At 53.8% G+C, this 25083-nt stretch carries 33 protein-coding genes and 1 tRNA gene; 19 read left to right on the forward strand and 15 right to left on the reverse strand.

Translation table 11 applies throughout. The features are described from left to right. Window positions 1-123: 123 nt before the first annotated feature. Window positions 124-1293: an FIST C-terminal domain-containing protein gene (locus HYT79_08600; GenBank protein MBI2070647.1), complete on the forward strand. Its 1170-nt coding sequence runs from the start codon at window positions 124-126 to the stop codon at window positions 1291-1293. A 53-nt stretch (window positions 1294-1346) separates the two neighbouring features. Continuing rightward, window positions 1347-1433, forward strand: a tRNA-Ser gene (locus HYT79_08605). 3 nt (window positions 1434-1436) lie between these two features. Here HYT79_08605 and HYT79_08610 read toward each other — a convergent pair. From HYT79_08610 to HYT79_08625, 4 genes are all read right to left on the reverse strand, one after another. Then, complete coding sequence (locus tag HYT79_08610; protein ID MBI2070648.1) at window positions 1437-1877, reverse strand: hypothetical protein; 441 nt, start codon at window positions 1875-1877, stop codon at window positions 1437-1439. Then, a complete protein-coding gene (locus tag HYT79_08615) occupies window positions 1874-2251 on the reverse strand; it encodes a hypothetical protein (GenBank protein ID MBI2070649.1) in 378 nt (125 codons plus the stop codon). The genes HYT79_08610 and HYT79_08615 overlap by 4 nt, the downstream gene beginning before the upstream one ends. Window positions 2252-2289: 38 nt before the next feature. Beyond that, window positions 2290-2847, reverse strand: coding sequence for a hypothetical protein (locus tag HYT79_08620; protein MBI2070650.1), 558 nt, complete (start codon window positions 2845-2847; stop codon window positions 2290-2292). Window positions 2848-2996: 149 nt separating this feature from the next. Beyond that, entirely contained in the window at window positions 2997-3299 is a 303-nt protein-coding gene (locus HYT79_08625; GenBank protein ID MBI2070651.1) for a pathogenicity locus, read from the reverse strand. 48 nt (window positions 3300-3347) lie between these two features. Here HYT79_08625 and HYT79_08630 point away from each other — a divergent pair, with 48 nt between their 5' ends. Then, the gene (locus HYT79_08630) at window positions 3348-3902 is read left to right on the forward strand and encodes a hypothetical protein (GenBank protein ID MBI2070652.1); all 555 of its coding nucleotides are present in this window, start codon (window positions 3348-3350) and stop codon (window positions 3900-3902) included. Window position 3903: 1 nt separating this feature from the next. Here the strand turns inward: HYT79_08630 and HYT79_08635 are convergent, their stop codons facing one another. Together HYT79_08635 and HYT79_08640 are read right to left on the reverse strand one after the other, a co-directional pair. After that, window positions 3904-4746, reverse strand: coding sequence for a hypothetical protein (locus HYT79_08635; GenBank protein MBI2070653.1), 843 nt, complete (start codon window positions 4744-4746; stop codon window positions 3904-3906). Between the two features lie 95 nt (window positions 4747-4841). After that, window positions 4842-5567: a hypothetical protein gene (locus HYT79_08640; GenBank protein MBI2070654.1), complete on the reverse strand. Its 726-nt coding sequence runs from the start codon at window positions 5565-5567 to the stop codon at window positions 4842-4844. A 79-nt stretch (window positions 5568-5646) separates the two neighbouring features. On the opposite strand from HYT79_08640, the gene HYT79_08645 reads away from it, so the two are divergent. From HYT79_08645 to typA, 4 genes are all read left to right on the forward strand, one after another. Then, window positions 5647-6378, forward strand: a complete 732-nt coding sequence (locus HYT79_08645; protein ID MBI2070655.1) for a hypothetical protein — start codon at window positions 5647-5649, stop codon at window positions 6376-6378. 9 nt (window positions 6379-6387) lie between these two features. Further along, on the forward strand, window positions 6388-7017 hold the full coding sequence (locus tag HYT79_08650; protein MBI2070656.1) for a hypothetical protein: 630 nt from the start codon (window positions 6388-6390) through the stop codon (window positions 7015-7017). Next, entirely contained in the window at window positions 7014-7238 is a 225-nt protein-coding gene (locus HYT79_08655) for a hypothetical protein (GenBank protein MBI2070657.1), read from the forward strand. The genes HYT79_08650 and HYT79_08655 overlap by 4 nt, the downstream gene beginning before the upstream one ends. Window positions 7239-7342: 104 nt before the next feature. Beyond that, window positions 7343-9172, forward strand: coding sequence for a translational GTPase TypA (typA, locus tag HYT79_08660; protein MBI2070658.1), 1830 nt, complete (start codon window positions 7343-7345; stop codon window positions 9170-9172). 10 nt (window positions 9173-9182) lie between these two features. Here the strand turns inward: typA and HYT79_08665 are convergent, their stop codons facing one another. Continuing rightward, window positions 9183-10070, reverse strand: coding sequence for a pirin family protein (locus HYT79_08665; GenBank protein ID MBI2070659.1), 888 nt, complete (start codon window positions 10068-10070; stop codon window positions 9183-9185). Window positions 10071-10103: 33 nt separating this feature from the next. Between HYT79_08665 and HYT79_08670 the strand changes: the two genes are divergently transcribed. Beyond that, window positions 10104-10664, forward strand: a complete 561-nt coding sequence (locus tag HYT79_08670; GenBank protein MBI2070660.1) for a GNAT family N-acetyltransferase — start codon at window positions 10104-10106, stop codon at window positions 10662-10664. Window positions 10665-10676: 12 nt separating this feature from the next. Here HYT79_08670 and HYT79_08675 read toward each other — a convergent pair whose 3' ends face one another. The 6 genes from HYT79_08675 to HYT79_08700 all read right to left on the reverse strand — a co-directional run bounded on the left by HYT79_08675 (window position 10677) and on the right by HYT79_08700 (window position 14124). Beyond that, complete coding sequence (locus tag HYT79_08675; GenBank protein MBI2070661.1) at window positions 10677-10865, reverse strand: CPXCG motif-containing cysteine-rich protein; 189 nt, start codon at window positions 10863-10865, stop codon at window positions 10677-10679. Between the two features lie 26 nt (window positions 10866-10891). Then, a complete protein-coding gene (locus HYT79_08680; GenBank protein MBI2070662.1) occupies window positions 10892-11686 on the reverse strand; it encodes a hypothetical protein in 795 nt (264 codons plus the stop codon). Between the two features lie 29 nt (window positions 11687-11715). Next, window positions 11716-12177: a tRNA (cytidine(34)-2'-O)-methyltransferase gene (locus HYT79_08685; GenBank protein MBI2070663.1), complete on the reverse strand. Its 462-nt coding sequence runs from the start codon at window positions 12175-12177 to the stop codon at window positions 11716-11718. Between the two features lie 100 nt (window positions 12178-12277). Beyond that, window positions 12278-12505: a hypothetical protein gene (locus HYT79_08690; protein ID MBI2070664.1), complete on the reverse strand. Its 228-nt coding sequence runs from the start codon at window positions 12503-12505 to the stop codon at window positions 12278-12280. Window positions 12506-12521: 16 nt separating this feature from the next. After that, window positions 12522-13535, reverse strand: coding sequence for a trypsin-like peptidase domain-containing protein (locus tag HYT79_08695; GenBank protein MBI2070665.1), 1014 nt, complete (start codon window positions 13533-13535; stop codon window positions 12522-12524). 16 nt (window positions 13536-13551) lie between these two features. Beyond that, the gene (locus HYT79_08700) at window positions 13552-14124 is read right to left on the reverse strand and encodes a TetR family transcriptional regulator C-terminal domain-containing protein (GenBank protein ID MBI2070666.1); all 573 of its coding nucleotides are present in this window, start codon (window positions 14122-14124) and stop codon (window positions 13552-13554) included. 219 nt (window positions 14125-14343) lie between these two features. Here HYT79_08700 and HYT79_08705 point away from each other — a divergent pair, with 219 nt between their 5' ends. The 10 genes from HYT79_08705 to HYT79_08750 all read left to right on the forward strand — a co-directional run bounded on the left by HYT79_08705 (window position 14344) and on the right by HYT79_08750 (window position 21569). Then, entirely contained in the window at window positions 14344-16209 is a 1866-nt protein-coding gene (locus HYT79_08705; protein MBI2070667.1) for a DNA topoisomerase VI subunit B, read from the forward strand. Then, entirely contained in the window at window positions 16209-17303 is a 1095-nt protein-coding gene (locus HYT79_08710) for a DNA topoisomerase IV subunit A (protein MBI2070668.1), read from the forward strand. Before HYT79_08705 ends, HYT79_08710 begins: the two co-directional genes overlap by 1 nt. Window positions 17304-17318: 15 nt before the next feature. Beyond that, on the forward strand, window positions 17319-17990 hold the full coding sequence (locus HYT79_08715) for a hypothetical protein (protein MBI2070669.1): 672 nt from the start codon (window positions 17319-17321) through the stop codon (window positions 17988-17990). 73 nt (window positions 17991-18063) lie between these two features. Further along, window positions 18064-18531 carry a hypothetical protein gene (locus HYT79_08720; protein ID MBI2070670.1) on the forward strand — a complete coding sequence of 156 codons (468 nt, stop codon included), beginning with the start codon at window positions 18064-18066 and terminating at the stop codon, window positions 18529-18531. Next, window positions 18524-18781, forward strand: a complete 258-nt coding sequence (locus tag HYT79_08725; protein MBI2070671.1) for a hypothetical protein — start codon at window positions 18524-18526, stop codon at window positions 18779-18781. The genes HYT79_08720 and HYT79_08725 overlap by 8 nt, the downstream gene beginning before the upstream one ends. A 9-nt stretch (window positions 18782-18790) precedes the next feature. Continuing rightward, complete coding sequence (locus tag HYT79_08730) at window positions 18791-19705, forward strand: putative sulfate exporter family transporter (protein MBI2070672.1); 915 nt, start codon at window positions 18791-18793, stop codon at window positions 19703-19705. A 77-nt stretch (window positions 19706-19782) separates the two neighbouring features. Then, the gene (locus HYT79_08735) at window positions 19783-20553 is read left to right on the forward strand and encodes a VIT1/CCC1 transporter family protein (GenBank protein MBI2070673.1); all 771 of its coding nucleotides are present in this window, start codon (window positions 19783-19785) and stop codon (window positions 20551-20553) included. A gap of 143 nt (window positions 20554-20696) precedes the next feature. After that, window positions 20697-21050: a type II toxin-antitoxin system RelE/ParE family toxin gene (locus HYT79_08740; GenBank protein ID MBI2070674.1), complete on the forward strand. Its 354-nt coding sequence runs from the start codon at window positions 20697-20699 to the stop codon at window positions 21048-21050. Window positions 21051-21157: 107 nt separating this feature from the next. Beyond that, entirely contained in the window at window positions 21158-21340 is a 183-nt protein-coding gene (locus HYT79_08745; GenBank protein MBI2070675.1) for a helix-turn-helix transcriptional regulator, read from the forward strand. 1 nt (window position 21341) lies between these two features. Further along, on the forward strand, window positions 21342-21569 hold the full coding sequence (locus tag HYT79_08750) for a hypothetical protein (GenBank protein MBI2070676.1): 228 nt from the start codon (window positions 21342-21344) through the stop codon (window positions 21567-21569). Window positions 21570-21891: 322 nt separating this feature from the next. Here the strand turns inward: HYT79_08750 and HYT79_08755 are convergent, their stop codons facing one another. Then, a complete protein-coding gene (locus tag HYT79_08755; protein ID MBI2070677.1) occupies window positions 21892-22908 on the reverse strand; it encodes a hypothetical protein in 1017 nt (338 codons plus the stop codon). A gap of 5 nt (window positions 22909-22913) precedes the next feature. Next, window positions 22914-23684: a dienelactone hydrolase family protein gene (locus tag HYT79_08760; GenBank protein ID MBI2070678.1), complete on the reverse strand. Its 771-nt coding sequence runs from the start codon at window positions 23682-23684 to the stop codon at window positions 22914-22916. Between the two features lie 116 nt (window positions 23685-23800). Between HYT79_08760 and HYT79_08765 the strand changes: the two genes are divergently transcribed. Next, the gene (locus HYT79_08765) at window positions 23801-25081 is read left to right on the forward strand and encodes a transglycosylase SLT domain-containing protein (GenBank protein MBI2070679.1); all 1281 of its coding nucleotides are present in this window, start codon (window positions 23801-23803) and stop codon (window positions 25079-25081) included. Window positions 25082-25083: the final 2 nt, after the last annotated feature.

The following is a 25083-nucleotide window of genomic DNA, read 5'->3' on the forward strand; positions in this document are numbered from 1 at the left end:
GAGTGCCGTATCATCATAGAAATTTGGCGGAGGCATGCCTTGCGGGAAGCTTTTTTTGGGGGTAGGCTTTTCATAGGTTCGGACATTCCGGTTCGGATATCGATCCCAAAAAGGAGGCGCGGCATGCGAATCGGCGTCGGTTTTTCCCAGCACAGCGATCCTGCCGCTCTCGCGGCCGAGGCCGGCGATTTGGCCATGGGCAACGCAGGCGCGGTGCGCGCTGATTTTGCGCTGGTCTTTACCACGGCGCATCCCATCGCCGAGTACATGCCTTTGTTGGAAACCGTGCGCAAGGTCACCGGCGCCAAAGAAATTGCGGGCGCCTCAGCCAGCGGCATTGTGGTTCCGGAGGGAGAGTTCGAGGATGGGTCCGGCGCCGCCATCGTTGTTTTTGATTTCGAAGGCGGCGCCGGGCTGATACGCAGCGCTCTTTGGCGCGCCGGATCCAAGCCCTCCTTGCCCGTGCTGGATAAAAAACAAGAACCCGGATCATTGATGGTTTTGGCCGACCCCGCGGCCTTCGATGCCCAGACGTTCAAGGGCTTGGCTCAAGACGGGCGCATTGCCATGTTCGGCGCCGGCGCCAGCGGATTCCTCAAGCAGACCGGCGGCGCCCCTGTTTTGCATCAGGACCAAGGCTACCGCAACGCCGCTGTTTTGATCGGATTTTCCCGGTCCATGGCGCTTTCCTTGAACGTGGCCTATGGCTGCCGCGCCCTTTCATCGCCGTTTCAGGTGACCAAGGTCCGCAATAATTTGGTGTTGGAACTTGCCGGCCGTCCGGCCGCCAAAATTCTCGAAGAAGAGTTGACGCAGACCATCCGGCGCCTGCACCCCAATAAGCATTGGGACAAGCCGCTGCCTTTATTGGCCGGCATTCTGCTTGCGGATTCCGACAACCGGCATCCGCCGCATCCGTCGGAATTCGTGGTGAGGCCCATCTTGGGCGTCGATCCCAATACGGGCGGATTGCTGTTTGAGGAAAAATTGCAGGTCGGGCGCCAGATTACCTTCGTTCTTCGCGAGAAGGAATGGGCGCACCGGGAAATGCTCCACGGCATCGAGTCCCTGGCTTCGCAGCTTCAGGGCCGCCGTCCGAAATTCGGATTTTATTTCAATTGCGCGGGCCGGGGCCGCGATCTCTTCGGAGAGGATGACCACGATTTAAAATTGATCACCGAGCGTTTGGGCGCTTTTCCTTTAGTGGGCATGTTTTCTTCGTTTGAGCTGGTCCCCCAGGGGCCCTCGCTCTCCGTGCACGGGTTCACCGGCATTTTGGCCGTTTTCATTTGACGCCCTTTTCCTAAAATACAGTCTCTCTCAACGCTTTCCCTGTCGTCGATTCTGGAGAGGTGCGTGAGCGGTTTAAACGGCACGCCTGGAAAGCGTGTAGGCTCGAAAGGGCCTCGAGGGTTCGAATCCCTCCCTCTCCGTTGTTATTTAAATCCCTGCGCCGTGACTTCTATGCACATCCGTGTGAAAATCCCCAGAACGCGTATCGTGTGTTTATCCATTTTGACGTCGTAAATCCCGGTTAAATCCGGGTAACGGCTGCGCAGTTTGCCCATCATCTTGACGAAGCTCGAATCTCCGTAAACGCTTGAGATCGATGATGAGCGCGAGGAGGCATAAGGAATCCCCAACGGGATCGAGAGTCCGAATTGGCAGCTTTTTTCTTTGATTTCGCCGATTGGCTCGGCGTCGTGAGGCAAACCGCGATGGGTCAGGGTTGCGTAATTTAAAGGCCCTTTGCTGTCGTAAAAAAGAACAAATAAGCCGCTGGGCCTGAGAATGCCGGGTTTGACCTCATGGGGCAAGCGCTCGGCGTCGGCCAATCCCGTCCAGGCCAAAAGAAAAAAAATGGCGAAGGGTCTCAAGTTCCTTTGGCTTTGCCGACTCTGGCCGTGATCACGGTGCAGGTGCGCGTGTAAAGCCCCAGGAGATAAGCCCTTACTCTGAGGTCCGCGCGCACATCATAGAGAATGGCATTCGTATGCCCGGCCAGGGCTTTTTTGGCGGCGGCCGCGTAACCGGCGTCGCCCCAGGCCACCAGATAAAGAGCCGATTGATTGCAGGCTTCTCCCGTGACCGTTTCATCCGTTTCACTGGCCGCGACATCAGCCGGCGTCGCCGTGTTGTAGCCGTAAGGCGCGCGCACATTGGAATAAATCAAGCCGCAGCCGGTCATGGCGGCGGCCGCCAGCGCGAGGAAACCGGAACGAACAAACAAAAGGGATATTTTTTTGTTCATGGCGTTATTATGCTTTTCTTGGCCGGAGGATGGCGGGGCTATTTTTTGTTCAAGTAGCGGATGAGTTCGACGGCGCCGATGCCGACCAAGGCCCCGGCCCCGCCTAAAATCATCAACGGGGGAGCGACTTCGCCGAAGCGGGCGCCCTTTTCCAGCGCCGCGCCGATGACGCCGGCGCCGACGGAGCTGACGGCCGTTGTCGTCAGCGCGCTCCAGCCCGGCCCGATTTTATCCCGCAACACGCCGTGAATCCCGGCTCCGGCTAAGCCGCCCAAAGCGCCGGCGCGGCCGCCGACTGCGGTTAATCGGATGGCGGGCCCCATATCAACCCCGCGAGAAAGGCGATAAAGAGGGTAGCCTACGGCAAAACCTCCGCTGACGGCGCCTGCCGTGACCTCGCCCGCTCGCTGCCATCCTGAGATACGGACAGGCTCTGTTTTGTTTCGTCGGCAAGGGCAAGCGGACCCGTCGTTCGTTCGTTCAAGATTTTTCCATTCAGCGGCCAAACCGTCGTTCGAAGAGATATTGACCTGGGCGTTGGCCGGACGCATACTTAAAAAGCCGATCATGGAAACGATGCAAACGCCGATGAGCATAAATCAATTAAAGCAGCCGTTGGGTTTTTTCCCCAGAGCCTTTTGGGTATTTTTCCTGGGTCTTTGGGCGCAGGCAAAAAGCGGGACTTTCACCGGAGCGCCGGAGCGCGATCCGGCAAAGGCATCTTTTCATAAAGAATAAATTCGCCTTAGAATAAAGCAAGGGGATTTTTTCGCCTGCGCATATTTTCATCGCTCCAACGCCACCATTGAAAGAGTTCGGGGTTCGGATTTTTGGCTGAGGCGTAATACACCGCGCAGCGCAAAACATAAAGCATGCACCGGTCCACGATTTGCCGTTTTTGCCGGCAGTGACGTTCATAAAGGCGCTGCGGATTTTGCCCGCGCAAATCCCCGGTCTTTTTTATGCCGAGTTTCCAGAGGTCTTCGGCTACGGATTTGCCCACGCCGGGAATTTCTTGCAGGGCTTCCAAGACTCCGGTTTTATTCATACGGCCACCCCCCTTGCTTTTGAGCCTTATTGCTGGTATTTCTAAATTATGGATAAAAGAAGAGCCGCCTGGTGTTTGGCCGTCGTTTTTTTGATTCGTGGCGCGGTTTGGGCAGGGTGCAACGAGATCAGCATCGACGATGAGAACCCGTCGGAAGTCACAAAAGCGGAACTGATTGAAATGGCTGAGCTGGCCAAGGATTTTTGTCATACCGCGGCGCCTCATATGGGCAGCGCGGATGAAAACACAATGCAAAATTGCGTAAAGATTTTAGGGGACGATTGGTCCACGGCGGAGAAGCTCCGTTGCCGGATTGAGCGCAATGACGAGGACGATCCTCATGACGACGAATACGCCGGCCTCCTAGTGTGCCTGTCCAAGAAAGCCCCCTTTGAACCGGCTTCCGTCTGGAGCGAAGGAATGATCGGCTTCGAGAATATGAAAAAGACGCTTTGTCAGTTTCGCTCTAAAAATAGGAGAGAAAAGATCAATTCCGCCACCTTGGTCCACCGCGCCCGAATTTATTTGCCCGAGGCTTTCTTGGGGCTTAAGGATACTTACCAGGCCCTTCTTGCGGCGGAGTCCAAGGCCAAAAGCGATTGAGTTATTTGTTGATGTAGTATTCCGGCGGGAGGTCTTCGATGAAATGCGGCGGCGGGCCGATGTAGCGTTGCCGCAAGAAGGCCAACTCTTCTTCATCCAAAGAAATATCGCTTTGGTGGTAGACGACGTTTTCAAAGGTTTCTTCCATGATCCAAACAATGTCCTCCGGCCGGCAGCGCCGGCGGATGGGGCAACGCCGCTGTTTGTTGGCGGCATAGGCCTTGGAGTTGCGCATCAAATCATAAAGCCGCTCGTATTTGATTCCGGCGCAGATTTCATCGGCGCTTGATTCGCTCCCCAGGGCGCTCATGCATTGCGAATAGAAGAGCCGCCCGAGGCTTTCATCGCCGCCTGCGCAGAGCCGCTCGATGCCGAACACCGCATCGTTTTCTGTTTGTCCGCCCATGAAATTGTGCATGAGTTCACTCGGCACGCCAGCGAGATGCAGAAATTCATGAATAATTGTTTCTCCGACTTTTGTTTTGTGGCAGCCGCGCCGGTCGTTCCCGTAGGCCGCCGGAAAAAGCGTAATTAAGGTGTCGTCGGTTTCGCGCCCTGCCTCGCCGCAAGTGGAAGCGCGATCCTCGCCGGATGGCCGGCAGGCGACGATGATGGTTTTATCCATATGCCGTCTGATTTGATCGTTGAATTGAAGCGAAGGGTAGGTCAGGTGGCAGGCCTGAAGAAGGGCCGCGGCCTGGGGCAAGCGCTCCACGATCGAAGGACCCAGCGTTTCACCCGACGGCATACGCTCGGTCCAGCAGTTGGGTTCGATTTCAAAGCGCATCTTCAACATCTCGACCGTCGTCCGTCCGTCCGTCCGGTTCGCCGGGTTCGCGCGCATGAACGGAAAATGTCAAACAAAGGATCAGCGCCATAAGCAAAACGCGCATATTTAAATGTAGCAGAGATACGCCTCGGCCGCACCCTTAGGGACCCTTAGGCGAAGGCCGCTTTGACGACGATGTTTCGCCTGGGGCAGACGATATAGATGCCGCGCAGTTTTTCAAAGGGCATTTCCTGGAATCGTCGTTCCATCAAACGCGCGATGCGCTTGGGGGTGACCATATACCAGTCCAGGAGCAGCATAAGCCCCGGCGTCTGGCATTTGTGAATTTTGCCCCGGATCACCTTTTTGGCCATTTCGATCAAGGCGTCCGGCCCCCCGCCGCCGACGGCCAGTCCGAATTTGGCGAACTCTTCCTCGGCGCGCGGGTCGTATTTCGTCACTTGGAAACTGATGGCTTGGCCGGTTTTCTTGTTGAGCGCGATCACGTCGACGTCGTCGTCCTCGCGGCTGTTTTTGGCCACCGCCCAATCCCCTGTTTTTTCTCCTAAATTGCGCAAAAACCGCCAAACGCAGAAAAGTTCTTCGCTGCCTTTGTTTTGATCCTTGGCCTTCGGCCGCCGCCGCCAAAGAACGCGGCCGTTTTTCTGATAGCGTTTCAACCGGGCTTTGAACCATTTACGGAATCCACCGTTGGCTGCGTAGCCGATTTCCGCCAAGCCCTCCCCGTCCGCCGCCGGAGCGAGCAGGTTGTCGAGAAAATCAATGATGCGCCGGCATTCCTGAACCAGGGTTAATTTTTCCTGCTTAATCGCCAAGCGGAAGCCTTTTTTTGCTTCGTGAAGCTCGTTTTTGATGAACGCGCGCGACAGACCCATGCGTCCGGCGACCTCCTTATTCTTTTTAAGTATAGTTCCTTGGCGGTTGTCTGCAACGGTTGATTTTACGGAGGATGATGTGAAGAAATTATTTTGGGCATTCGTCGTTTTGATTTCAGGATTGTCTTGGGTTCAGGCGAAAGAGCGAGCGGGCGCTCCGGCGCTGATGGGCGAATTCAAGCCTGCGGTCGGAACCTGGGGCGAATACGAATATTCGGTGGCCAAGGACGGCAAAAAACAGGAGGAGAAGGGGCGTTGGCGTTTGGCCGTGGTCGGCAAGCAGGGGGGTGATTATTGGATCGAGAATAAATTCACCGCGGTGTCGCCCAAACCCAAGAAAGGCGAGAACATGGGCATCATGAAAATGCTGGTCGGCAAGAACGCGGATCAGCCCAAAAAAGTTTTGATGAAATCCCCGGACGGCCGGGTTATGGATATGACCGCCATGATGAAAATGAACAAGCGCGAAGCGCCTCAAAGCGCCATGAAAAAGGCCGGCAAGGAAAAGGTAAGCGTTCCGGCCGGGACGTTCACCGCCGATAAATATACTTATGAATCCGAAGGATCGACCGGCGAGGTTTGGGTCAAGGCGGGCATCGGCCCCAACGGTGTCATCAAACAGACTTCACGCTCCGGAAAATCGGAAACCATGTCCGTTCTCCTGGCTTACGGCAAGGATGCCAAGCCGGAAGTCATGGAAACTGAAGCCGCAAATCCCATGGCCGGTATGCCTCAAATGCCGGAAGGGATGCCCGATATCGGTGAGCTGATGAAAAAAATGGGCGGCAAGAAATCTCCTGACGGCGAATAGGAGGCTCACATGAAACGGAATTTTTTAGGCGTTATTTGGGCGCTGATGATTATTGCTCCGCTGCCTATTGTTGCGGCTCAGGAGGCGCCGGGGGACTCTCCCTGGACGATTCAATTCGAGCTCAAAAAGATGGGGTTGGGTTTTGATTTTATGGGCCAAACTCAAGGGGAACAGAAAACCCGCCGCTTGTCGCCTTCGTTGAAGCTGGAGGACATTTTATCGAGGGATTCCAAGGACAATGAATTGAGCCTGGGCGCCGGCCTTTACTACCGGTACGAGAAGGCGACCGTCAGCGGCCGGGAACAGACGGCTGATGTCTGGGGTTTGAATTTGGCGGAGATTACCTTCAAGAAAATCAGGGGCCGCGGCTTCGGTAGATTAAACCCATATTTGGGGTTTAATCTGGAGCGGACTCAATTGACCATTGCGAGCGCCGAGGTTGAGAGCAAGCCGGACTCTTTTTGGTCCGGGGTCGGCGAAATCGGCGCCAAATATAAGGTTGATCGCCGCTGGCATTTGAAAGCCGGCTGGAAGAGCAATTTTAGGGAAGGCCTAAAACGCTATTCTTATCTTTCCATCGGCTTAATGTATTCTTTTTTGGATGCGACCAAGAAATCAGGCGGTAAGGAGGTTCAATGAGCGAAGCGCGCGAATCCGAATTCAAAGGCAACCCCATGATCGTTTTAGCCAATGGGCCGGATGACAAGTACCCGTTTCAATTCGGCTTGAGGAAAGCCAAGATGATTCTCGACCATGTCGAGGACATCAAAAAATTCGTAGAGAAGCACGCGGGGGACTCCAAGAGCCCTAAGGGTTCCAAGGGCACAGGCGGTGAATCTCTTTCCGACGTCGAGCTTTAAGTTTCGTTCCCGTCGTTTCCCTTGAGCCCGCAGGCGTTTTTGCCTGCCCGCGGGCTGTTGCGCCTGCTAAAATTAAGCCGCACTCCTTATATTAGAGACATGATTTGAGCTCCACCGAATATCGTCGTCCGGATTTGCGCAATATCGCCATTATTGCGCACGTTGACCACGGCAAGACAACGCTGGTGGACGCGATTTTTAAGCAAACAGGCACCTTCACCGTTAAAGCGGACGAGGCGCAGGAGATGGTGATGGATTCCAATGAGCTTGAGCGCGAGCGCGGGATTACGATTTTAGCCAAGAACACCTCCGTCCCCTATAAAGGGGTCACCATCAACATCGCGGACACGCCCGGGCACGCTGATTTCGGCTCGGAAGTGGAGCGCATTTTGAAGATGGTGGACGGGGTTTTGCTTTTGGTTGATGCGGTGGAAGGGCCCATGCCGCAGACGCGTTTTGTTCTGCGCAAAGCCTTATCGTTGGGCCTTCGCCCGATTGTCGTCATCAATAAAATGGACCGGCCCAACACCCGCCCTCAGGAAGCTCTCGAGAGAGTGTTCGGCCTGTTTATCGATTTGGGAGCCTCCGATCCGCAGATGGAATTTCCCGTTCTTTACGCGGCCGGGCGCGAAGGTTGGGCCAGTTTGACGCCTGAGCGCGGCGCGGATTTGACCCCGTTGTTTGAGACGATTCTTGAGGCGGTGCCGGGCCCTTTGGTCAATGAGGGAAAGCCCCTGCAAATGCTGGTCACCATGCTCGATTACGATAATTATCTGGGCAAAATCGGCATCGGAAGAATTCTCAACGGCCGGACGGCCAAATCTCAGATCGCGGCCTTGATCAAACCCAACGGCGATATTATTCGCTCTAAAATTACGATGCTTAAAAAATTTACGGGTTTGGCCAAGCAGGAGATCGAGGAGGCCAGGGCCGGCGATATCGTGGCGGTTGCGGGTTTTGAAACGATCAATGTGGGCGATACAGTGGCTTCGGCGGAGAGCCCCCAGGCCCTGCCGCCTTTGGAAATCGACGAGCCGACGTTATCCATGGAGTTTATGGTTAACAGCAGCCCCTTTGCCGGGCGCGAAGGAAAATTCGTCAACGCCAGGCACTTGCGCGAGCGGTTGCTTAAAGAGCAGCAGACCAATGTGGGATTAAAAATCGAAATCATGCCAGGAGAGGGCCAATTCAAGGTATCCGGGCGCGGAGAATTGCATTTGTCGATCCTCATCGAGACCATGCGTCGCGAGGGCTACGAGCTTTCGGTCTCGCGCCCGGAAGTGATTTTTAAAGAGGCGGACGGGAAAATGTTGGAGCCGATGGAGCATTTGGTGATCGACGCCGCCGGAGCGCATCAGGGAGCGATTTTGGAAAGCCTGGGCCGCCGCGAAGCCCGTTTCGTCAATATGACGCCGGAAGGCTCGTCGCGGACGCGTTTTGAATACACCATCGCCTCGCGCGCCTTAATGGGGTTTAAAACCGAGTTAATGACCATTACCAAGGGCGAGGGCATGATGCATCACAGTTTCCACGGCTACGGACCCAAGGGCAGCGATCCGGCCAAGCGCAGCAACGGGGTTTTAATCGCCATGGAACAGGGCGTGTCCACGGGCTACGCGCTCGACAGCCTGCAGGTGCGCAACACGCTGTTTATCGGCGCGGGCGTGGAGGTTTACGAAGGCATGATCGTGGGCATCAACAGCCGCGACAATGATTTGGTGGTCAATCCCTGCAAAGGAAAGGCGCTCTCGAATATGCGCACCAAGGCCACCGATGACGCGATTGTTTTGACCCCGCCGCTGGCGTTTACGCTGGAGCAGTCGTTGGAATTTATCGATGATACCGAGCTCGTTGAGGTCACGCCCAAGAATATACGCCTGCGTAAAAAAACATTGAACGCCAGCCAACGCAAGCGCCAGCAAAAAGAAGATTAGGATTTGTCCGTCAGCGTTTGATAAACGTTCCTCGATCTAATTCTTCGAAAGCTGTTTTGAGCTCATCCTGAGTGTTCATCACCACGGGCCCGTACCAGGCAATGGGTTCTTTAATGGGTTGTCCGGAAACAAGGAGAAAGCGCGCGGAGCGTTTTGAGCTCGCCGCTAAAATTATGTCCCCGGGCCCGAAAAGAGCCAGGGTGTCTTCGGGGAATGCTTTGGCTTGGGCCGCGTCAATGGGCCCTTCGGGCATTAGGCCTGGGCCCGGATCAAAATAAGCTTCTCCCTCGACGACATAAGCGAACGCCGTGCGCCCGGCTTTCACCGGATGCGTAAACGTTCTGTCCGCGGGCAGGGTCACATCCAAAAATTCGGGATCGATGGCTAATCCTTGCACCGGGCCGCGCGCCCCGGCCGCCTCCCCGCAAATGACCCGCACCATAGCCCCTTCCGGGGTTTTAACCGCCGGAATTTTTCCTTCTTTGATTTCCTGATAGCGTGCCGGCGTCATTTTGTTTTTAGCCGGCAGATTAGCCCAAAGCTGAAACCCCCACATCTGCCCCCGGCGGTCCCCTCTGGGCATTTCCTGATGCAGAATGCCGCCGCCTGCGGTCATCCATTGAACATCGCCCGAGGAAATCACCCCGCCGTTGCCCAAGCTGTCTTGATGCTCGATATCACCATCGAGCACATAAGTGATGGTTTCAATGCCCCGGTGCGGGTGCCACGGGAAACCGTTTTTGTAATCGTCGGGATTTTCGGATTTAAAAGCGTCCAACAGCAGGAAAGGATCGAACTGTCCGGCCTCATGAAACCCGAACGCCCGGCGCAAGTGAACGCCCGCCCCTTCGACCGTGGGCCTGCTTTTCCATGATTTTTGAACGCGGCGGATATTCATCGTCCATAATTAGTTTAAATGTTTTGGACCTTGATGAAAAACGTGGAATTGCAGAAACAAATTTTAGTGGACAGCCATGTCAGCATTCATGCGCTGGAAGAAAGAGACGCGGCGAATTTATTCCGTTTGACGGAGCGCAATCGAGCGCGCCTGAAGCAATGGCTGCCTTGGCTTGATGACACCCGCACGCAAGCGGACACGTTGCGCTTCATCCAAGGAGCGGAAAAAGCCTTTGAATCAAAAACGGGCCTTCACGCGAAAATTCTTTTGCGCGGGCAAATCGCCGGCACCATCGGCCTGCACTACATCGACTGGGTGAATGCCAGAACAAGCATCGGGTATTGGCTGGGCGCGGAATTCGAGGGCCGGGGCATTATGGCGCGTTCTTGCCGGGCCTTGATTGATTACTTGTTTAAAGAATTAAAAATGAACCGCGTGGAAATTTTAATCGCTCCCGGCAACAAAAAAAGCCAAGCCATCCCCAGAAAACTCGGCTTTACTGAGGAGGGAACGCTCAGACAGTACGCCCGGATGTACACTCAATTCGCGGACCATATCGTCTATTCCGTGCTCGCCAAAGAGTGGGATCGGTAGACGCTCCGGAGACTAGGGGTTTTCTTTGGAGGCGGAGATTTCCAATTCGCCGTTTTCTGCCGGGTGGGTGCTAATGACGATGGGCCGGCAACAGACTTGGCAATCTTCAACGTAAGATTGGCCTTCCATGGAGGGATCGATCGCGGTTTCTATTTTTTCCCAACAGTAGGGGCAGGTCAGCTCCGTTTTTTTCAGGCTCATGAGAAACCTTGATGCGCAGCGAGGCGCTATTCGCTTTTTTCGATTTCTTTAACGGCTTTTTTGTACGTTTCCGCCATTAAATCCGCGTTTTTTTCGCCCGCTTCCTCAAGCTCTTTCGCAATCATGTCGCAAATCTGCCGTCTCAATTTTTTTGTTTCCTTGAGCTTTTTGGCGGCTTCTTTCAGCTGTTTTTTTCGCTCCGCGATTTCTTTTTTATTTTTTTTGGACTCTACGGAGAGGTCTTTAATGATTTTTTCGATCTGTTCGACTTCTCCCGAGATCGTTGCCTCTTGAGACAAAAGCGGCGCTAAGCGGCTGTTGGAGCGCTCCAACAGCGTTTTAGTTTCTCTGCCTTTACGGAAAAAGAATTGGGCCACATCGCTGATGGGCATGGCGCAGCCCATGACCTTTCCGGCTTTCGGCGGTTCCGTCGCCGCCGGAGGGCTGACGGTTGTTTCGGTGGAGACCTCCATCGGGGCGGAGCTCGCTGCCGGTTCGGTGGAAGCGGAGACTCCGGTTGAAGCAGTTTCGGCTGCCGGCGCCGGGGTTGCGGACTCGATGGGGGCGGCCGCCGGAGTTTGTTGAGGGGCGGTTCCGGGTTGTTGTTCGGACGCAGGGACGGGCGCGGATTCAACAGGCGTTTGCGGGGAGGTCGTAACAGCCTCTGCGGCGTCGGTTTTTTCCGGAGTTTTTTCTTCCGCAGGTTTTTTAGCGGCCGCGGCCGGCGCCGCTTTTTTCCCTTTTTTCGGCGCGGCTTGGGCCTCGGTTCCCAGGGCGGTTAAAATCAGAACAAAGAGCGTGAAGCGTTTGATTGTTGTCATTGATAATCCCCCATCTTGTTGAAAGCGGTTCAGATTATAGCGCGGGTTTGCCTCAGCGCCTCAAAGAGCGTGATTCCGGCTGCAGTGGAAAGGTTCAGCGAGCGGACCTCCGGACCGATGGGAATCCGGTACATGTGTTCGCCGAAGCGCCGGTGAATGTCCTTGGGCAGGCCTTTTGTTTCGCTGCCGAAAATCAAATAAGACCCCGCCGCGTAAGGCGCCTCCCAAAAAAGTTTTTTGGCCTTGGTTGAGAAAAAGAGCAGCGATGCATTTTCGCCCGCTGCATCCAGGAATTGCTCAAAATCATCATAAAGTTGAAGTTTTAGTCTGGGCCAATAATCCAGCCCCGCGCGGCGCACTTCCTTGTCCTTTAGGCTGAAACCCAATGGCCCAACCAGATGCAACGTGCTCCCCGTGGCCACGCAGGAACGCCCAATATTGCCCGTGTTCCAATGAATTTCCGGCTCGACCAGGACGATGTTCAACGGCATTTTTCCATTTTAAAATTATCCGGCCGCCGGGGCGCGCCATGCTCATGCGCGGGGATCAGCGCGGCGCCCCCGGTATCGGCCGGTGCTTTTAATTGAACGGTTATTTGGCTTCGACGGCTTGGGTTTGTGCTGCGTGATGATTCGCCGAGCATTTGCCGGCTTGATAAAGGCCGAACCCTGCGCCCGCGAGCAGCAGGCCCGCTAAGAGCCCGCACAGGAATTTGCCTTTGCGTCCGCCGCCGCAACAACTGCCGCAGCCGCTGGTTTCTGAGGAGCAGCAGCTCCCGCATGATTCTTCCGATTCCTTCTTTTTTTGTTCTTCCGACATGGAACCTCCTGTTAATTTAGTTTTCCGATTCTTCCGGGACAATGGAAAGCTCTCCGGGTTGGCCCCGGCGTAAAACTTCGATGCCGAAGCGGCTGCCGATGCGCTCATCGGTCAACAGTTTGTGCAGATCGTCGATCCCGTCGATTTTTTCCCCGTCAAAGGCCGTGATCACGTCGCCTTCCTGGATACCCGCGCGTTGGGCCGGGCTGTCGTCTTCGACGCCGATCACCAAAATGCCTTTGAGTTCGGCCAGATGCAGGGAGCGGGCGAATTGTCGCGGGATTAAGCGCGCATCCTGTCCGGCTACGCCGATATAACCCCGTCTGATTTTTCCGTCTTTGATCAGGCGTCCGGCCACGTATTTGGCCGTGTTGATGGGGATGGCAAAGCAAATGCCTTGGGCCGGAAGAATAATCGCGGTGTTGACGCCCACGACCTCGGCCCGGGAATTAACCAGCGGGCCTCCGGAATTTCCGGGATTGAGCGCGGCGTCGGTTTGGATGACGTTGTCGATTAATCGGCCGGAGACCGAGCGCAAGGAGCGCCCCAAAGCGCTGACCACCCCGGCGGTGACCGTGCATTGGAAACCGAAGGGATTGCCGACGGCAAGGACCACATGCCCCGGTTTCAAGGATTCGGAGTCGCCCAGCCTGGCCGCGGTTAACCCTTGGGCCGCGATGCGGATTACGGCCAAGTCCGTGGCGCGGTCATGGCCCACGATTTCCGCCGGGAAATTGCGCCCATCGGCCAGCGTGACCTCGATGCGGGCGGCGCCGTCGATGACGTGGTTGTTGGTGATGATATAGCCGTTGGAGGTGAAGATGAACCCCGATCCCGCGCCATGGCTGCGCGGATCGGAGCCCCGGCGGATTTCGATATTAACCACCGTCGGGCTGATGGTTTGCGCGGCCTGGGAAACCGTGCGCGAGTAGGCATCGAGAAGCCCTTCTTCTTGATCGACGCGATCGTGCGCCGGCATGTTCATGACATTCTCCTTATTTTGACCAATCAGTTGGTAAATATAATTCATAAATTTTTTTAGCCGGTCAGGCTTTATACCCCCTTAAATAGAGAACGACGAATTTTTTGGAATTGTGCAGCGGCGCCACGTCGCGGCTGGCCTTGCAGCAAAGCATGGCCCCTTCGAAGGAGTGGATGATGGCTTGAGCCGAGACTTTGGGCTCGAAATCTTTACGGAAGTAGCCCCGGTTTTTCCAGGACTCCAGGAATTCGGCCAGCGTGTTCGTCCAGCCGCCGAAGCACTCCAGGATTTTGCGCCTCAGTTTTTCGCTTTGATTGGAAATTTCCTGGGCCAAATTGCCGATGAAACATCCGCGTTTGCATCCTTCTTTCTTCATGGATGAGGCCGCGTCGTCGAACATGGCTTCCACCGCTTCGATGGGATCGCGCTCCGGGCTGAAATAGGAGAGATAGGCTTCCTCCTGGCAGCTGGCCCCCTGGCACACGGCCGCCAGGCCCAAATCTTCTTTACTCGGGTAATAGTGGAACAAATTGGCTTTTTTGACCCCGGCCTTGGTCGCGATATCGTCCACGCTCACGCCTTTGAACCCAAATTGGTGGAACAAGGATACGGCCGTGTCGATGATTTTTTGACGCATCTGAGTATTGGGCCTGCGGCTCATTGCATTTTCCTGGGCCTATTAATTATACCAACCACTTGGTAAGTATAATATCCGAAATCATTTTTGTCAATAGGGCGCCGCCATTGTTCTTGCCATTTGAGTAAAATCCTTTTTCTTATGACGCTTGGTGCTAAGACTAAGAAAGAAAAACCGGACGATGCGCCGCGCGTTGCCGCGGCGCCGAAAAAAGCGGGGTTGACCGCCGATGAGATGGGGCTGCAACAGCGGGAAATTTCCGTTTCCGAGTTCTTCACCAAAAACCGCCATCTTCTAGGCTTCGACAATCCGAGAAAAGCGCTTTTGACCACGGTGAAAGAGGCGGTGGACAATGCGTTGGACGCCTCAGAGGAAGCCGGGATTCTTCCGGAAATCACGGTGAAAGTGGAAATGGCCCATGCCGGGCCCACCCCGCCCCCGGTGTCCCAGGCCACGCGCTTTCGCGCGACCGTCATCGATTATGGACCGGGCATTGTGCGCCAGCAAGTGCCGCGCATTTTCGCCAAGCTGCTGTACGGCTCCAAATTCCATCGCCTGAAGATGAGCCGCGGCCAACAGGGCATCGGCATTTCCGCGGCCGGCATGTATGGGCAGTTGACCACCGGCAAGCCGGTCAAAATCATTTCCCGCACATCGGAGAAAACCCCGGCCCATTATTTTGAGGTTCAAATCGATACCAAGAAAAACGAGCCCATTATCTTGGAGAAAAAAGAAATCGATTGGGAGAATCATCGCGGCACCCAGGTGACGATCGAGCTCGAAGGCCGGTATCAGAAAGGCCGGGCTTCGGTGGACGAATACATGGAGTTGACCTCGATCAGCAACCCCCACGCCAAGCTGACGTATATCACCCCGGAAGGCGAAACAAAGATTTTCGAGCGCACGATCGGCGAGTTGCCGGAGACGCCGCGCACCATTAAGCCGCATCCCTACGGCATCGAGCTGGGCATGCTCTTGAAAATGCTCCATGACACCAAATCTCATTGGCTGTCCGGTTTTTTAAGCGCGGATTTTTCCCGCGTGTCTTCGGCTGTGGCGGATCAAATCTGCAAAACAGCGGGCTTAAACCCCAGGATGAAGCCGCGCATGGTGGCGCGCCAAGACGCGGAGGCTCTGCATAAAGCGATTCAGGCGACTAAAATCATGGCGCCCCCTACCAATTGCCTTTCCCCGATCGGCGAAAAAGCGATTCTCTCCGGGCTGTATAAACAAATCAAAGGTTCATTTTACACGGCCGTGTCTCGACCCCCGGCTGTTTATCGCGGCAACCCTTTTATCATCGAGGCGGGGCTGGCTTATGGCTTGGGCCCCGGCCAGGCTGCGCCGGCTCAGCCGCAGGCGCCGTTGGCGGAAGGCGAGTCCCATGAAAGCGATGACAGCGAACTGGCCCGCGTGATCCGTTTTGCCAATCGCGTGCCTTTGGTTTACCAGCAATCCGCCTGTTCCACATTCAAAGCTGTTTTGGAAACCAATTGGAAAAATTATGGCGTGGCTCAATCACGCGGCGCTCCCCCGTCCGGGCCCATGGTTGTTTTCGTGCATATGGCCTCGGTGTGGGTGCCCTTCACCAGCGAATCCAAAGAAGCAATCGCGGATTACGACGAGATCCGCAAAGAAATCACGCTCGCTTTGCGTGAATGCGGGCGAAGGCTGGGTATTTATTTAAAGCGTCGCGAGCGCGCTAAAATCGAACACCGGCGCAGGAATATTTTCGAGCTGTACATCGAAGAGGTGGTGCAAGCCTGCAAGCGTTTGAAAGGCGGGAAGCTCGCGGACGCCAAACTTAAAAATCAACTTTTGGAAATCGCCAAAAAACGTACCGGCGGTGAGAAAACGGACGAGCTATTGGATCAAAAAACCGGGCCCGAAGGCCTGCCGAATTCCATCATCGTGACCGAAGAAGGGGTTGAAGGCGAGGTGGCCGCAACGCCGGTTTTAACAACTGAGCCGGTTCCGGCCCAGGCTCCAACCACGGAACCTGAACAAGAGCCCAAGCAAGCCCGGCCTAAGGCCAAAAAAGCTGCGCCGGCTACGGCCAAGAAGAAAAAGAGAGGCAAAAAATAATGGCCAAAAAAACCGGAGCCATCGAAAAAAGATTGGTGGGGTTGGCTGATACCGTGATCGAGGCGGCCCAGAAAAAGAAAGACCCGGCCATCGAAATTCCGGTGCGCGCCCTTTCCAATGTCAAATTCAATGAGAAGAAAGGCATTATTGAAATGGGCAAAAACACCCAGGAGCGCACGTTCTTCAACGTGGGCATGGCTAAAAAATTCATGCAGACCATGCTGGTGGGCGACGCCTTGGCCGAGCTCCAGCGCGCGGATTTGACCACCAGCTTAAGGGAAATTTATTACCGCACTAAGCACACCATCGCGGATTCTAACGAGAACACCTTCGACACGCAGGATGAGTCGGACCCCATTATCGAGGATTTGGAAGTCGGGCTGGCCGCTTTAAGAGAAGAGCTGCACGTGCGCGCGGAAAACGGCGGCACCGTGATCGGCCCTTTGGTGTTGGAGGACGACGGGGACAGGGTCGACTGCTCGCGCCTGGGCAAAGGCGGCTATTCCGTGCCCTCGATCGTCGAGGATCCTTATGTCAAAATTAAAAAATGCACGGCGGATTTCCTTCTGCTGGTGGAAAAAGGCACCCAGTGGAACCGCTTGGCCGAGGACAAGTTTTGGAAAAAATACAATTGCGTGCTGTTGACCGGAAACGGGCAGCCGCCGCGCGGCGTGCGCCGCTTGGCCCGGCGCCTGCATGAAGAGAAGAAGCTGCCCGTTTATGTGTTGGTCGACAACGACCCCTGGGGCTATTACATTTATTCCGTCGTTAAGCAGGGCTCCATCAACCTGGCCTTCGAAAGCCAGCGCATGGCCATCCCTACCGCCAAATTCGTGGGCCTCTCCAGCGCGGATCCGGAGCACTACGGGCTTCCAAGGAACGTGGGCATCAAGTTAAACGACAAGGACATCACCCGCGCCAAAGAATTGATGAATTACCCCTGGTTCCAGGATAAAAAGTGGCAGGCTGAGATTAAACGCATGTTGGCCTCCGGCCTCAAATATGAGCTCGATGCCCTGGCCAATAAAGATTTCCAATACCTGACTAAAAAATACCTTCCCAAAAAACTCGCCGACAAAGACTGGATCGATTAAAGTCGTTTAAGGCAAATGGGGAAAATTTTAGAGCGCCAGGGCTACCATTTATTGGGGTATCTCCTGTTGGGGAGCATCCTTTACTGGGCTGTTTTGCAGAACCCCGAATCCCACGGCCGGGCCTTGAGCCTGTCCACTTCCGGCTTGGCCGCTTTATCCTGGATTTTGGCCGGTATTTTTCAATTCGGCAGCGCCATTATTTGGCGTCTGGAGCTTCACCGCGGCTACGTCCATCGGACCATGGGCGGCACGGGGTTTCCGTTGTTTCGCTTCTTCTTCGCCGTTATCATCATCACGCGCATGCTGCTCGTGATCCCTATCTCAAAGACTTCGGCGGGGACGTTGCCCATTCCCCCGGCTTTGTTTTGGATTCTTATCCTTGCTCCTCTGCCGTTGATCATTTGGGCCTGCGTTTCCGTTTTGCTTTATTTTGGGTTTATCCGCGCCACGGGCGCCGATCACTTCGACCCCGCCTATAAGAAACGGGGCTTGGAGACCAGAGGAATTTTTAAATACATCAGAAACCCCATGTACGCGGTGATTCTTCTGCTGCTTTATCATCCCGGTTTGTATTTTCAAAGTTTCCTGGGCTTGGTCGCTGCGGCCTGTCACCACGCTTTTGTCTGGTGCCATTATTTTTGCACGGAAAAACCGGACATGAAGAAGATTTACGGAGACAAATTTTAGCCGGCATTCCTAAAAAATGAGTTGAACAAGACTGGATTTTTAATGAATTATATGGTATATATCTATATATACCATGATAATTTTCAAAGTCGCGGACATTTTTGAGAAAAAAAGCTTGGACTATGCCATTGTTGGAGGATTTGCCGTGGCCCTTCACGGCGCCGTTCGGGGAACCGTGGATTTGGATCTGGTTTTAAAACTTTCCCGGGAAAGTTTTATCTTGGCTGAGGAAGCGCTTAACAGCATCGGCCTTGTTTCGCGCCTGCCCGTTAAGGCCGGACAGGTTTTTGATTTCAGGCAGGAATATATTCAAAACAAAAACCTGATTGCCTGGAGTTTCCACAACCCGGATCATCCCGTAGAAATCGTGGATATTATCCTGACGCATGATTTGGCCAAGCTCAAGACCAAAAAAATCAAAACCGGGGGTCGCAGCCTTCCGGTTATTGCCATCGAAGATTTGATCGCCATGAAGGAGCTCTCCGGCAGACCCCAAGACAAATCCGATGCCGAGGCCTTAAGGAAGCTCAACCATGAATAAGGCGGTTCAGTATTTCAGCGATGAGTATTTGGAGCAATGCCGCAAGCTCACGCCTGAGCAAATCCTGGAGTTCCTTGAAGATTTCCGCGCTTTGAACGCGCCCGGCGCCAAAAGCAAAAGCCGCTTAATCAGCATGAAAGTCCCGGAGAATCTTTTAAGCGCCTTCAAGACCAAATCCGCTTTAGCCGGCATTCCCTATCAAGCGCAAATCAAACGCTTGATGCGCCGGTGGGCTCTGGGCGAGCCCTAAAAACCGCCGATGCTTTCTTTTTTTTTCTGGGCTCTTTTTCTATCTGTATTAACTCCTTGGGTTTCCGCGCCCTTCGCTTTATTTTTAGGCATTTGTTTCGCGCTTATTTTTAACCGGCGGCATTCTGCTTCGCTAAAGAGCGCAACGAAAATTTTGCTTCAAGCCAGCGTCGTGGGCCTGGGATTCGGCATGAATTTGGGGCGGCTCATCGAAGCGGGAGTAAGCGGATTTGTTTATACGGCAGGGGGTCTGGTTTTTGCCATGGCCGCCGGCCTTTTTCTGGGACGACGGCTCGGCGTGCCGGGCAAAACCGCGTATTTGATTTCTTCGGGAACCGCGATTTGCGGAGGCAGCGCCATCGCGGCCGTGGGGCCCATCATTGGCGCGGATTCCGAGGAAATGTCGGTTTCCCTAGGCACGGTTTTTATCCTCAATTCCGCGGCGCTTTTTATTTTCCCCCTGGTCGGCGCCGCCTTAAATTTAACGCAGGAGCAATTCGGGCTCTGGGCGGCTTTGGCTATTCACGACACCAGTTCCGTTGTCGGCGCCGTCTCCAAATACGGGGCCGGGGCCTTGGCTGTGGGAACTACGGTTAAATTAGCGCGCGCTTTGTGGATTGTGCCCATGTCTTTGGCCACCGCGGCTTTTTACCGTTCCAAAGCCGTGATTGTCTGGCCCTGGTTTATTCTGTTTTTCGTGATCGCGGCCGTGTTGAACACCTATTTCCCATTGCCGGGCGGCGTTTACGCCGGTATCGCTTTGACCGGGAAAGCCGGGCTTAAAGGCACGCTGTTTTTAATCGGCAGCGGGATGTCCCTGTCCGCCGTCAAAAAAGTGGGCCCACGTCCTTTTCTTCATAGTCTTATCTTATGGGCCGTTGTTTCTTTAATATCGTTGGCGTTGATTATGGGCGGGTCGATCTGAGCAAGTTGATATATTTGTTGCTATGGCAGCGGGCGGATATTTTTTTATGAATTTTGAAGCGCAGGGAATTTGCGTCCATGACTGAACGGCCCGGACATGCTCACGAGGACGGCCCTCTTGAGCACTCCCATCACCCCGATGCGATCCGCGCCCGGTTGTCGGACGGACCACGGCGCAGTTATTTAAAAGATTTCGTCTTCGGGGCTATCGACGGCGCCGTCACCACGTTCGCCGTGGTGGCCGGTGTGCAGGGCGCCGGGTTGTCGGACCGAGTGGTGCTGATTTTAGGCATCGCTAATTTGGCCGCGGACGGATTCAGCATGGCGGTCGGCAATTTTTTGGGCTGCCGTTCCGAACTCCAGCAAATCGAACGCGCGCGGCGGATGGAAGAACGCCATGTCGAAAGGGACCCGGCGGGCGAGCGCGAGGAGATCCGGCAGATTTACGCGGTCAAGGGTTTTGATGGGGACATCCTCGACCGGATCGTGACGCATATCACTGGGACCAAAAAACTTTGGGTTGACACCATGCTGCGCGAGGAATTGGGTTTAGACATTGCGCCGCGCAACCCGGTGCGCGCCGGGGGCTCCACGTTCCTGGCTTTCGTGGGCGTGGGTCTGATCCCTCTCCTTGCGTTTATTGCCCGCTACCTCTGGCCGGATTTGGCGGACAACGCTTTCGCTTGGAGCGCATCGCTCACGGCCGCGGCTTTTTTTTGGGTCGGCGCCCTTAAGGGCCGGATTGTCGACCAATCCTGGTGGGTTTCCGGTTTGGAAACCCTTTTGGTCGGCAGCTTGGCGGCCACGGTCGCTTATTTGGCCGGGTTTTTTCTGCGCGGCTTGGCGTAAGTTGGGCTAAGAACTGTTGCGAAAAATCCTGACCGGCAGACTCAGATGCGTGCATTCGAAAAAATGGCGGGATACCCCCAAATCTTACCCGGAAATACCCTTGACAATACAACTAATTAGTTGTATTAATATACAGGAGACCTGTGTACGAGCTAATTTTTTACACAACGGCTGACGACCAGTCTCCCGTAGACGAATTTTTGGACTCCCTGGTCCGAAAGCCAAGGGCAAAAATTTTCAAATTTATGGAATATCTAAAAGTTCAAGGTCCCGATCTCCCTAGGCCTTATGCCGACACTCTGCGGGGTAAGGTGCGGGAGCTTAGGGTGCCCTATGGCAAATTGCATTACAGGCTTTTGTATTTCTTTCAAGGAAAACGAATCGTATTAACCTCTGGATTCTTAAAGAAGACTTCGGGGGTGCCGGAAGAGGAAATTGTTCGATCCGAAAGGCGGATGGCCGACTGGCTAAGCCGCCATCCGGAAGGAGGCGCGTAAGAATGGCACATAAAATTCGTCGTTTTGAGGATAGGCTCCGAGAGGAGCTAAAAGACCCGGAATTCAAAAAACATTACGAGGCCTATGATCTGCCGGTGCGCCTGGCCATGCAGATTGCCCAAATCAGGCAGCGCAAAAAGATGACCCAAGCCCAATTAGCCAAAAAAATTGGCGTTCGCCAGCAATTCGTGGCGCGTTTAGAAAATTCTTACGAAACCGTGCCCAGCTTGCGCACTCTTCAGAAAGTGGCGGATGCCCTAGATAGGCACCTTTACGTTGATTTTCGGTAGCATGAAAACCAAAACCGTTGCAAAAAAATCAGCCGACAAATCGACCGGCGACATTGTCATTTTTGTTGAAAACGGCGCCGTGGTGGATGTAATCAGCAACAAGGAAGGCCTGCAGGCCATGATCGTTGATCACGATAGCGAAGGATCCGGGCCGCTCCGCTCGCGGTATTTTCAGCAAGTCTCCTATGACCCCAATAGCGTCGCTGACGCTATCTCCGGCGACGAGTAGCGCGGGTTTTCTTTCCTTCTTTTTGACTTACCGCAATATAAGGGTAAAAGGACTGTTCATCGGCAACGCCCTTGCGCTCCACGAGCCAACGCCGGATTAAATCCCTGACCTCTCCGATCATTTCGATATCCCAATCGAGTTTTTGCTGGGACGGATTTATGCCGGGATGTTATATTTTTGGCAGTAAGCCTTAATTTTTTCTATCCATGATTCCGCCATACGCTAATTTCCTTTCAGGGTATCAGTTTTCCGCCAAATCGTCAAAAAGCGAGCGCCGGGCACCGGTAGATAAACATTTACTATGAGGTCGCATACGGCACATTTATTTTTGAAACTTTATCGCCTCTTCTCCATTTCTAAATTCTCGTTGCCAATTATCCCAACGAAAAGAAAAAACAAAATTTCTGAACAGATTTAAGACCCATCGTCTATAATCTCGCATGGCCGAATCATCCACCTTGTCCGGTTTGAATATGGCTTTCATTTCTATATCAATGGTGGACTCAGTAAATTCGCGGATGGCGTTCTTTTTCCAGCCAAGATTCATTGCCAACCTGGGACGCAGTACCGATGTCATCGGAGAAAAAACATTTATTGTTACATCCACGTACTCTGAGCGAAACTCAACGCTCGAATCGCCTATGATTAAAGAAGTGTGAGGTGGCAACGAAATTCCTTCGTTTTCGCCTGGTATGCCATAGTTCGCAAAAGGATTTTTATGAGCTTGAGCAAGAATTTCTCTCAACGAAACTTTTGTAGATTCTTGGATCGTAAAATTATCGGCTACTAAAGACCACCCTAGACCTTCCGGATAAGGAACGATTCTACTTCTCCAGTTGTGGTTATATATCCACGCTAACCAAGTGATAACGCCTCTTTGGATAAGAAAGACCTTGGTGCCCCCGTCCACTTCGAACATATCTGGTCGCTTTTTACCTCTAGAGTTACCTTGAAAATATTGCTGCCAGAGTTCGTTCAAAAAGTAAAGATTGTTTGGGACTATAAAATTGCCGGTTTTCTTGTGTTGTATCAAGAAGGTGGAAAATTTTGCTACAAGAACATTTCTAGCGTAAACTGTATCAACCCCGATATTGGCTGAAGAAAAATTCATTATTGCCTCTATGGTTGCTTGAGATTTGATCAATTTTTTTTGCATCGATTCATTCTGAATGGTCACAACGATTCCCGCCAGCAACATCAATCCTGCAGCCGCCCATGAAATAAAGCGTTTCCAATTTTTCTTTTCTTTTTTCTTGACGTCTGGAAGGATGCCAATAGTATAAAGTGCACCCAAAGCCATAAAAATAAACGCCCAAAACATATATTTAAGTTTGGTCAATACGGTTATTTAAAAATTTCCTCAAAGAAACTTTTCATGGCTTGCCAGGAGCGTTTGTCGGCTTTTTCATTATACGCGGCTCCTTTTGTCGGGTCGTTGCCGGCTTCGGGGACGGTGAAGCTGTGCACGGCTCCTCCATAGGCGGTCAACTGCCAGTCGGCTTTGGCGTTTCGCATTTCGTCTTTGAAGGCTTCGAGGTCTTGATTGACATGTTTGTCGTCAGCGCCGTGAAGGACAAGGACTTTGGCTTTGACCTGGCCGGGTTGGGCGGGCATGGGCGTGTCTAAGGCGCCGTGGAAGCTGGCCACGCCTTTTAAGGGGGCGCCGGCGCGGGCTAATTCCAAAACCGTGGTTCCGCCGAAGCAATAGCCGATGGCCGCGAGATTTGACGTGTCCACGTTTTTTTGTTTTTTGAGCACCTCTAAGCCCGAAAGGGCGCGTTCGCGCATTAATTTGCGGTCGCCTTTGTACATCCCCGCCAGTTTGGCGGCTTCCTGATGGTCCTTGGCAAAGATGCCCTTGCCGTACATGTCGATGGCAAAGGCGACATAGCCTAATTTGGCGAGCATTTCAGCCCTGCGGCGGACATAGTCGCCGTGACCTTTCCATTCGTGGACAACAATGATGCCGGGGAGTTTGCTTTTTTTTGTGTCGTCGTAGGCCAGGTAGCCTTGCAACTCGGTTGTGCCGTGTTTGTAAGCGATCGTTTGGGTTTTGATTTCGGCATGGGCGATGGAAGAGGCGTTAATCATGAGAGCAAGGAAAATTTTAGTCATTTTGCCCCCCCTTTTTTATTTTGAGAATTTTATCTTTTTGGGCAAAAGCGTTGCGGGGCGCGGTCTTGAGCAATTGCTCAGGATTTGGGGCGTCGGGAAAAACTAAAATTATCGGGATGCGTTTGATTTTTGCCGTTTTATTGGCGGCGTTGTCGGCAGGGTCGATTTCTGCTCAGCCGCTTGAGCCGGAACTGACGCCTGTGCCGGTCGACGCTCAGGGCGAGGCGGTTAGCAATAAAATTTTCCAGGAAATCGAGAAGGCCGAGGCCTTGTACGTCAAAGGCGCCAAGAAATTCCAGGAAGGGGATTACAAAAAAGCCAAGAGGGATATTCAGAAGTCCTTTAAAATTCTGTCCTCGCTGATGGTGGAGGAAGGGTTGGTGGGGACGTTGGGTTCGGATGTCGAGGCGTTGATCGGAAAAATAAAAAACGCGGAGATCGGGATGATGACGTCCACGGGCGCGGTTTCGGCCCTGGATGTGTCGCCGGAAGAGCTGGCCGAGGCCAAGCCCTTGGGCGCGAAGCCGGATGGCAACGGCCGGTATACGATTCGCATCGACCCGGAAAATGCGTTGACGCAGAGGTATTTGGCCTTGTACACCAAAAGCAAGAGGCGGCCTTTGGTACTTCAGGCCCTGGAGCGATCGGGCCGGTACAGGGATATGATTTTGAGGGAGCTGCAGAAAGCGGGATTGCCCAAGGAGTTGTTGTGGCTGGTGATGGTGGAGAGCGAATTCAAGGCCAAGGGCTTATCCAGGGTCGGGGCCGGAGGGCTTTGGCAATTGATGCCGGCCACGGGCCGGAAGCTGGGGCTTAAAGTCAATTATTGGATCGATGAGCGTTATGATCCGGAGAAAGCGACCAGGGCCGCGCTGCAGTATTTGAAGGAGCTTTATCATTTGTTCGACGATTGGCATTTGGCGTTGGCCGCGTATAACCGGGGGGAGCATGGGATCGGCAGGGATTTGGCCTTTTCCAAGTCCGTGGAATTCGATCAATTATCCATGCGCTCGGCTTTGCCCAAGGAAACCGAGGATTTTGTGCCGAAATTCATGGCCTGCGTGCTGATGGGCGATAATCCGGGGGATTATGATTTTGATCCCAAGTACGAAAACCCGGAGCCGTTTAATTACCCGGAATTTGAATTGCGCATTCCCCGGGGAACGAAAGAGAAGTTTTTGGAGAAATTGGCCACGGTCAAAGATTGGAACCCCACGCGCGGGTTTGTGCGCTATAAGGTGCGTTCAGGGGATATTTTGGGCGTGATTGCGCGGCGGCACCAAACAACGGTGCAGGCGATTATGAAGGACAATAAGATTAAGAATGTCCGGATGCTGCGCCCGGGGCAGGTTTTAAATATACGGCCGGGGAAAGGGTACTTTTCTAAAGGGAAATAGTT

The organism is Elusimicrobiota bacterium (assembly GCA_016180815.1).
Taxonomy (GTDB): Bacteria; Elusimicrobiota; Elusimicrobia; order JACQPE01; family JACQPE01; genus JACPAN01.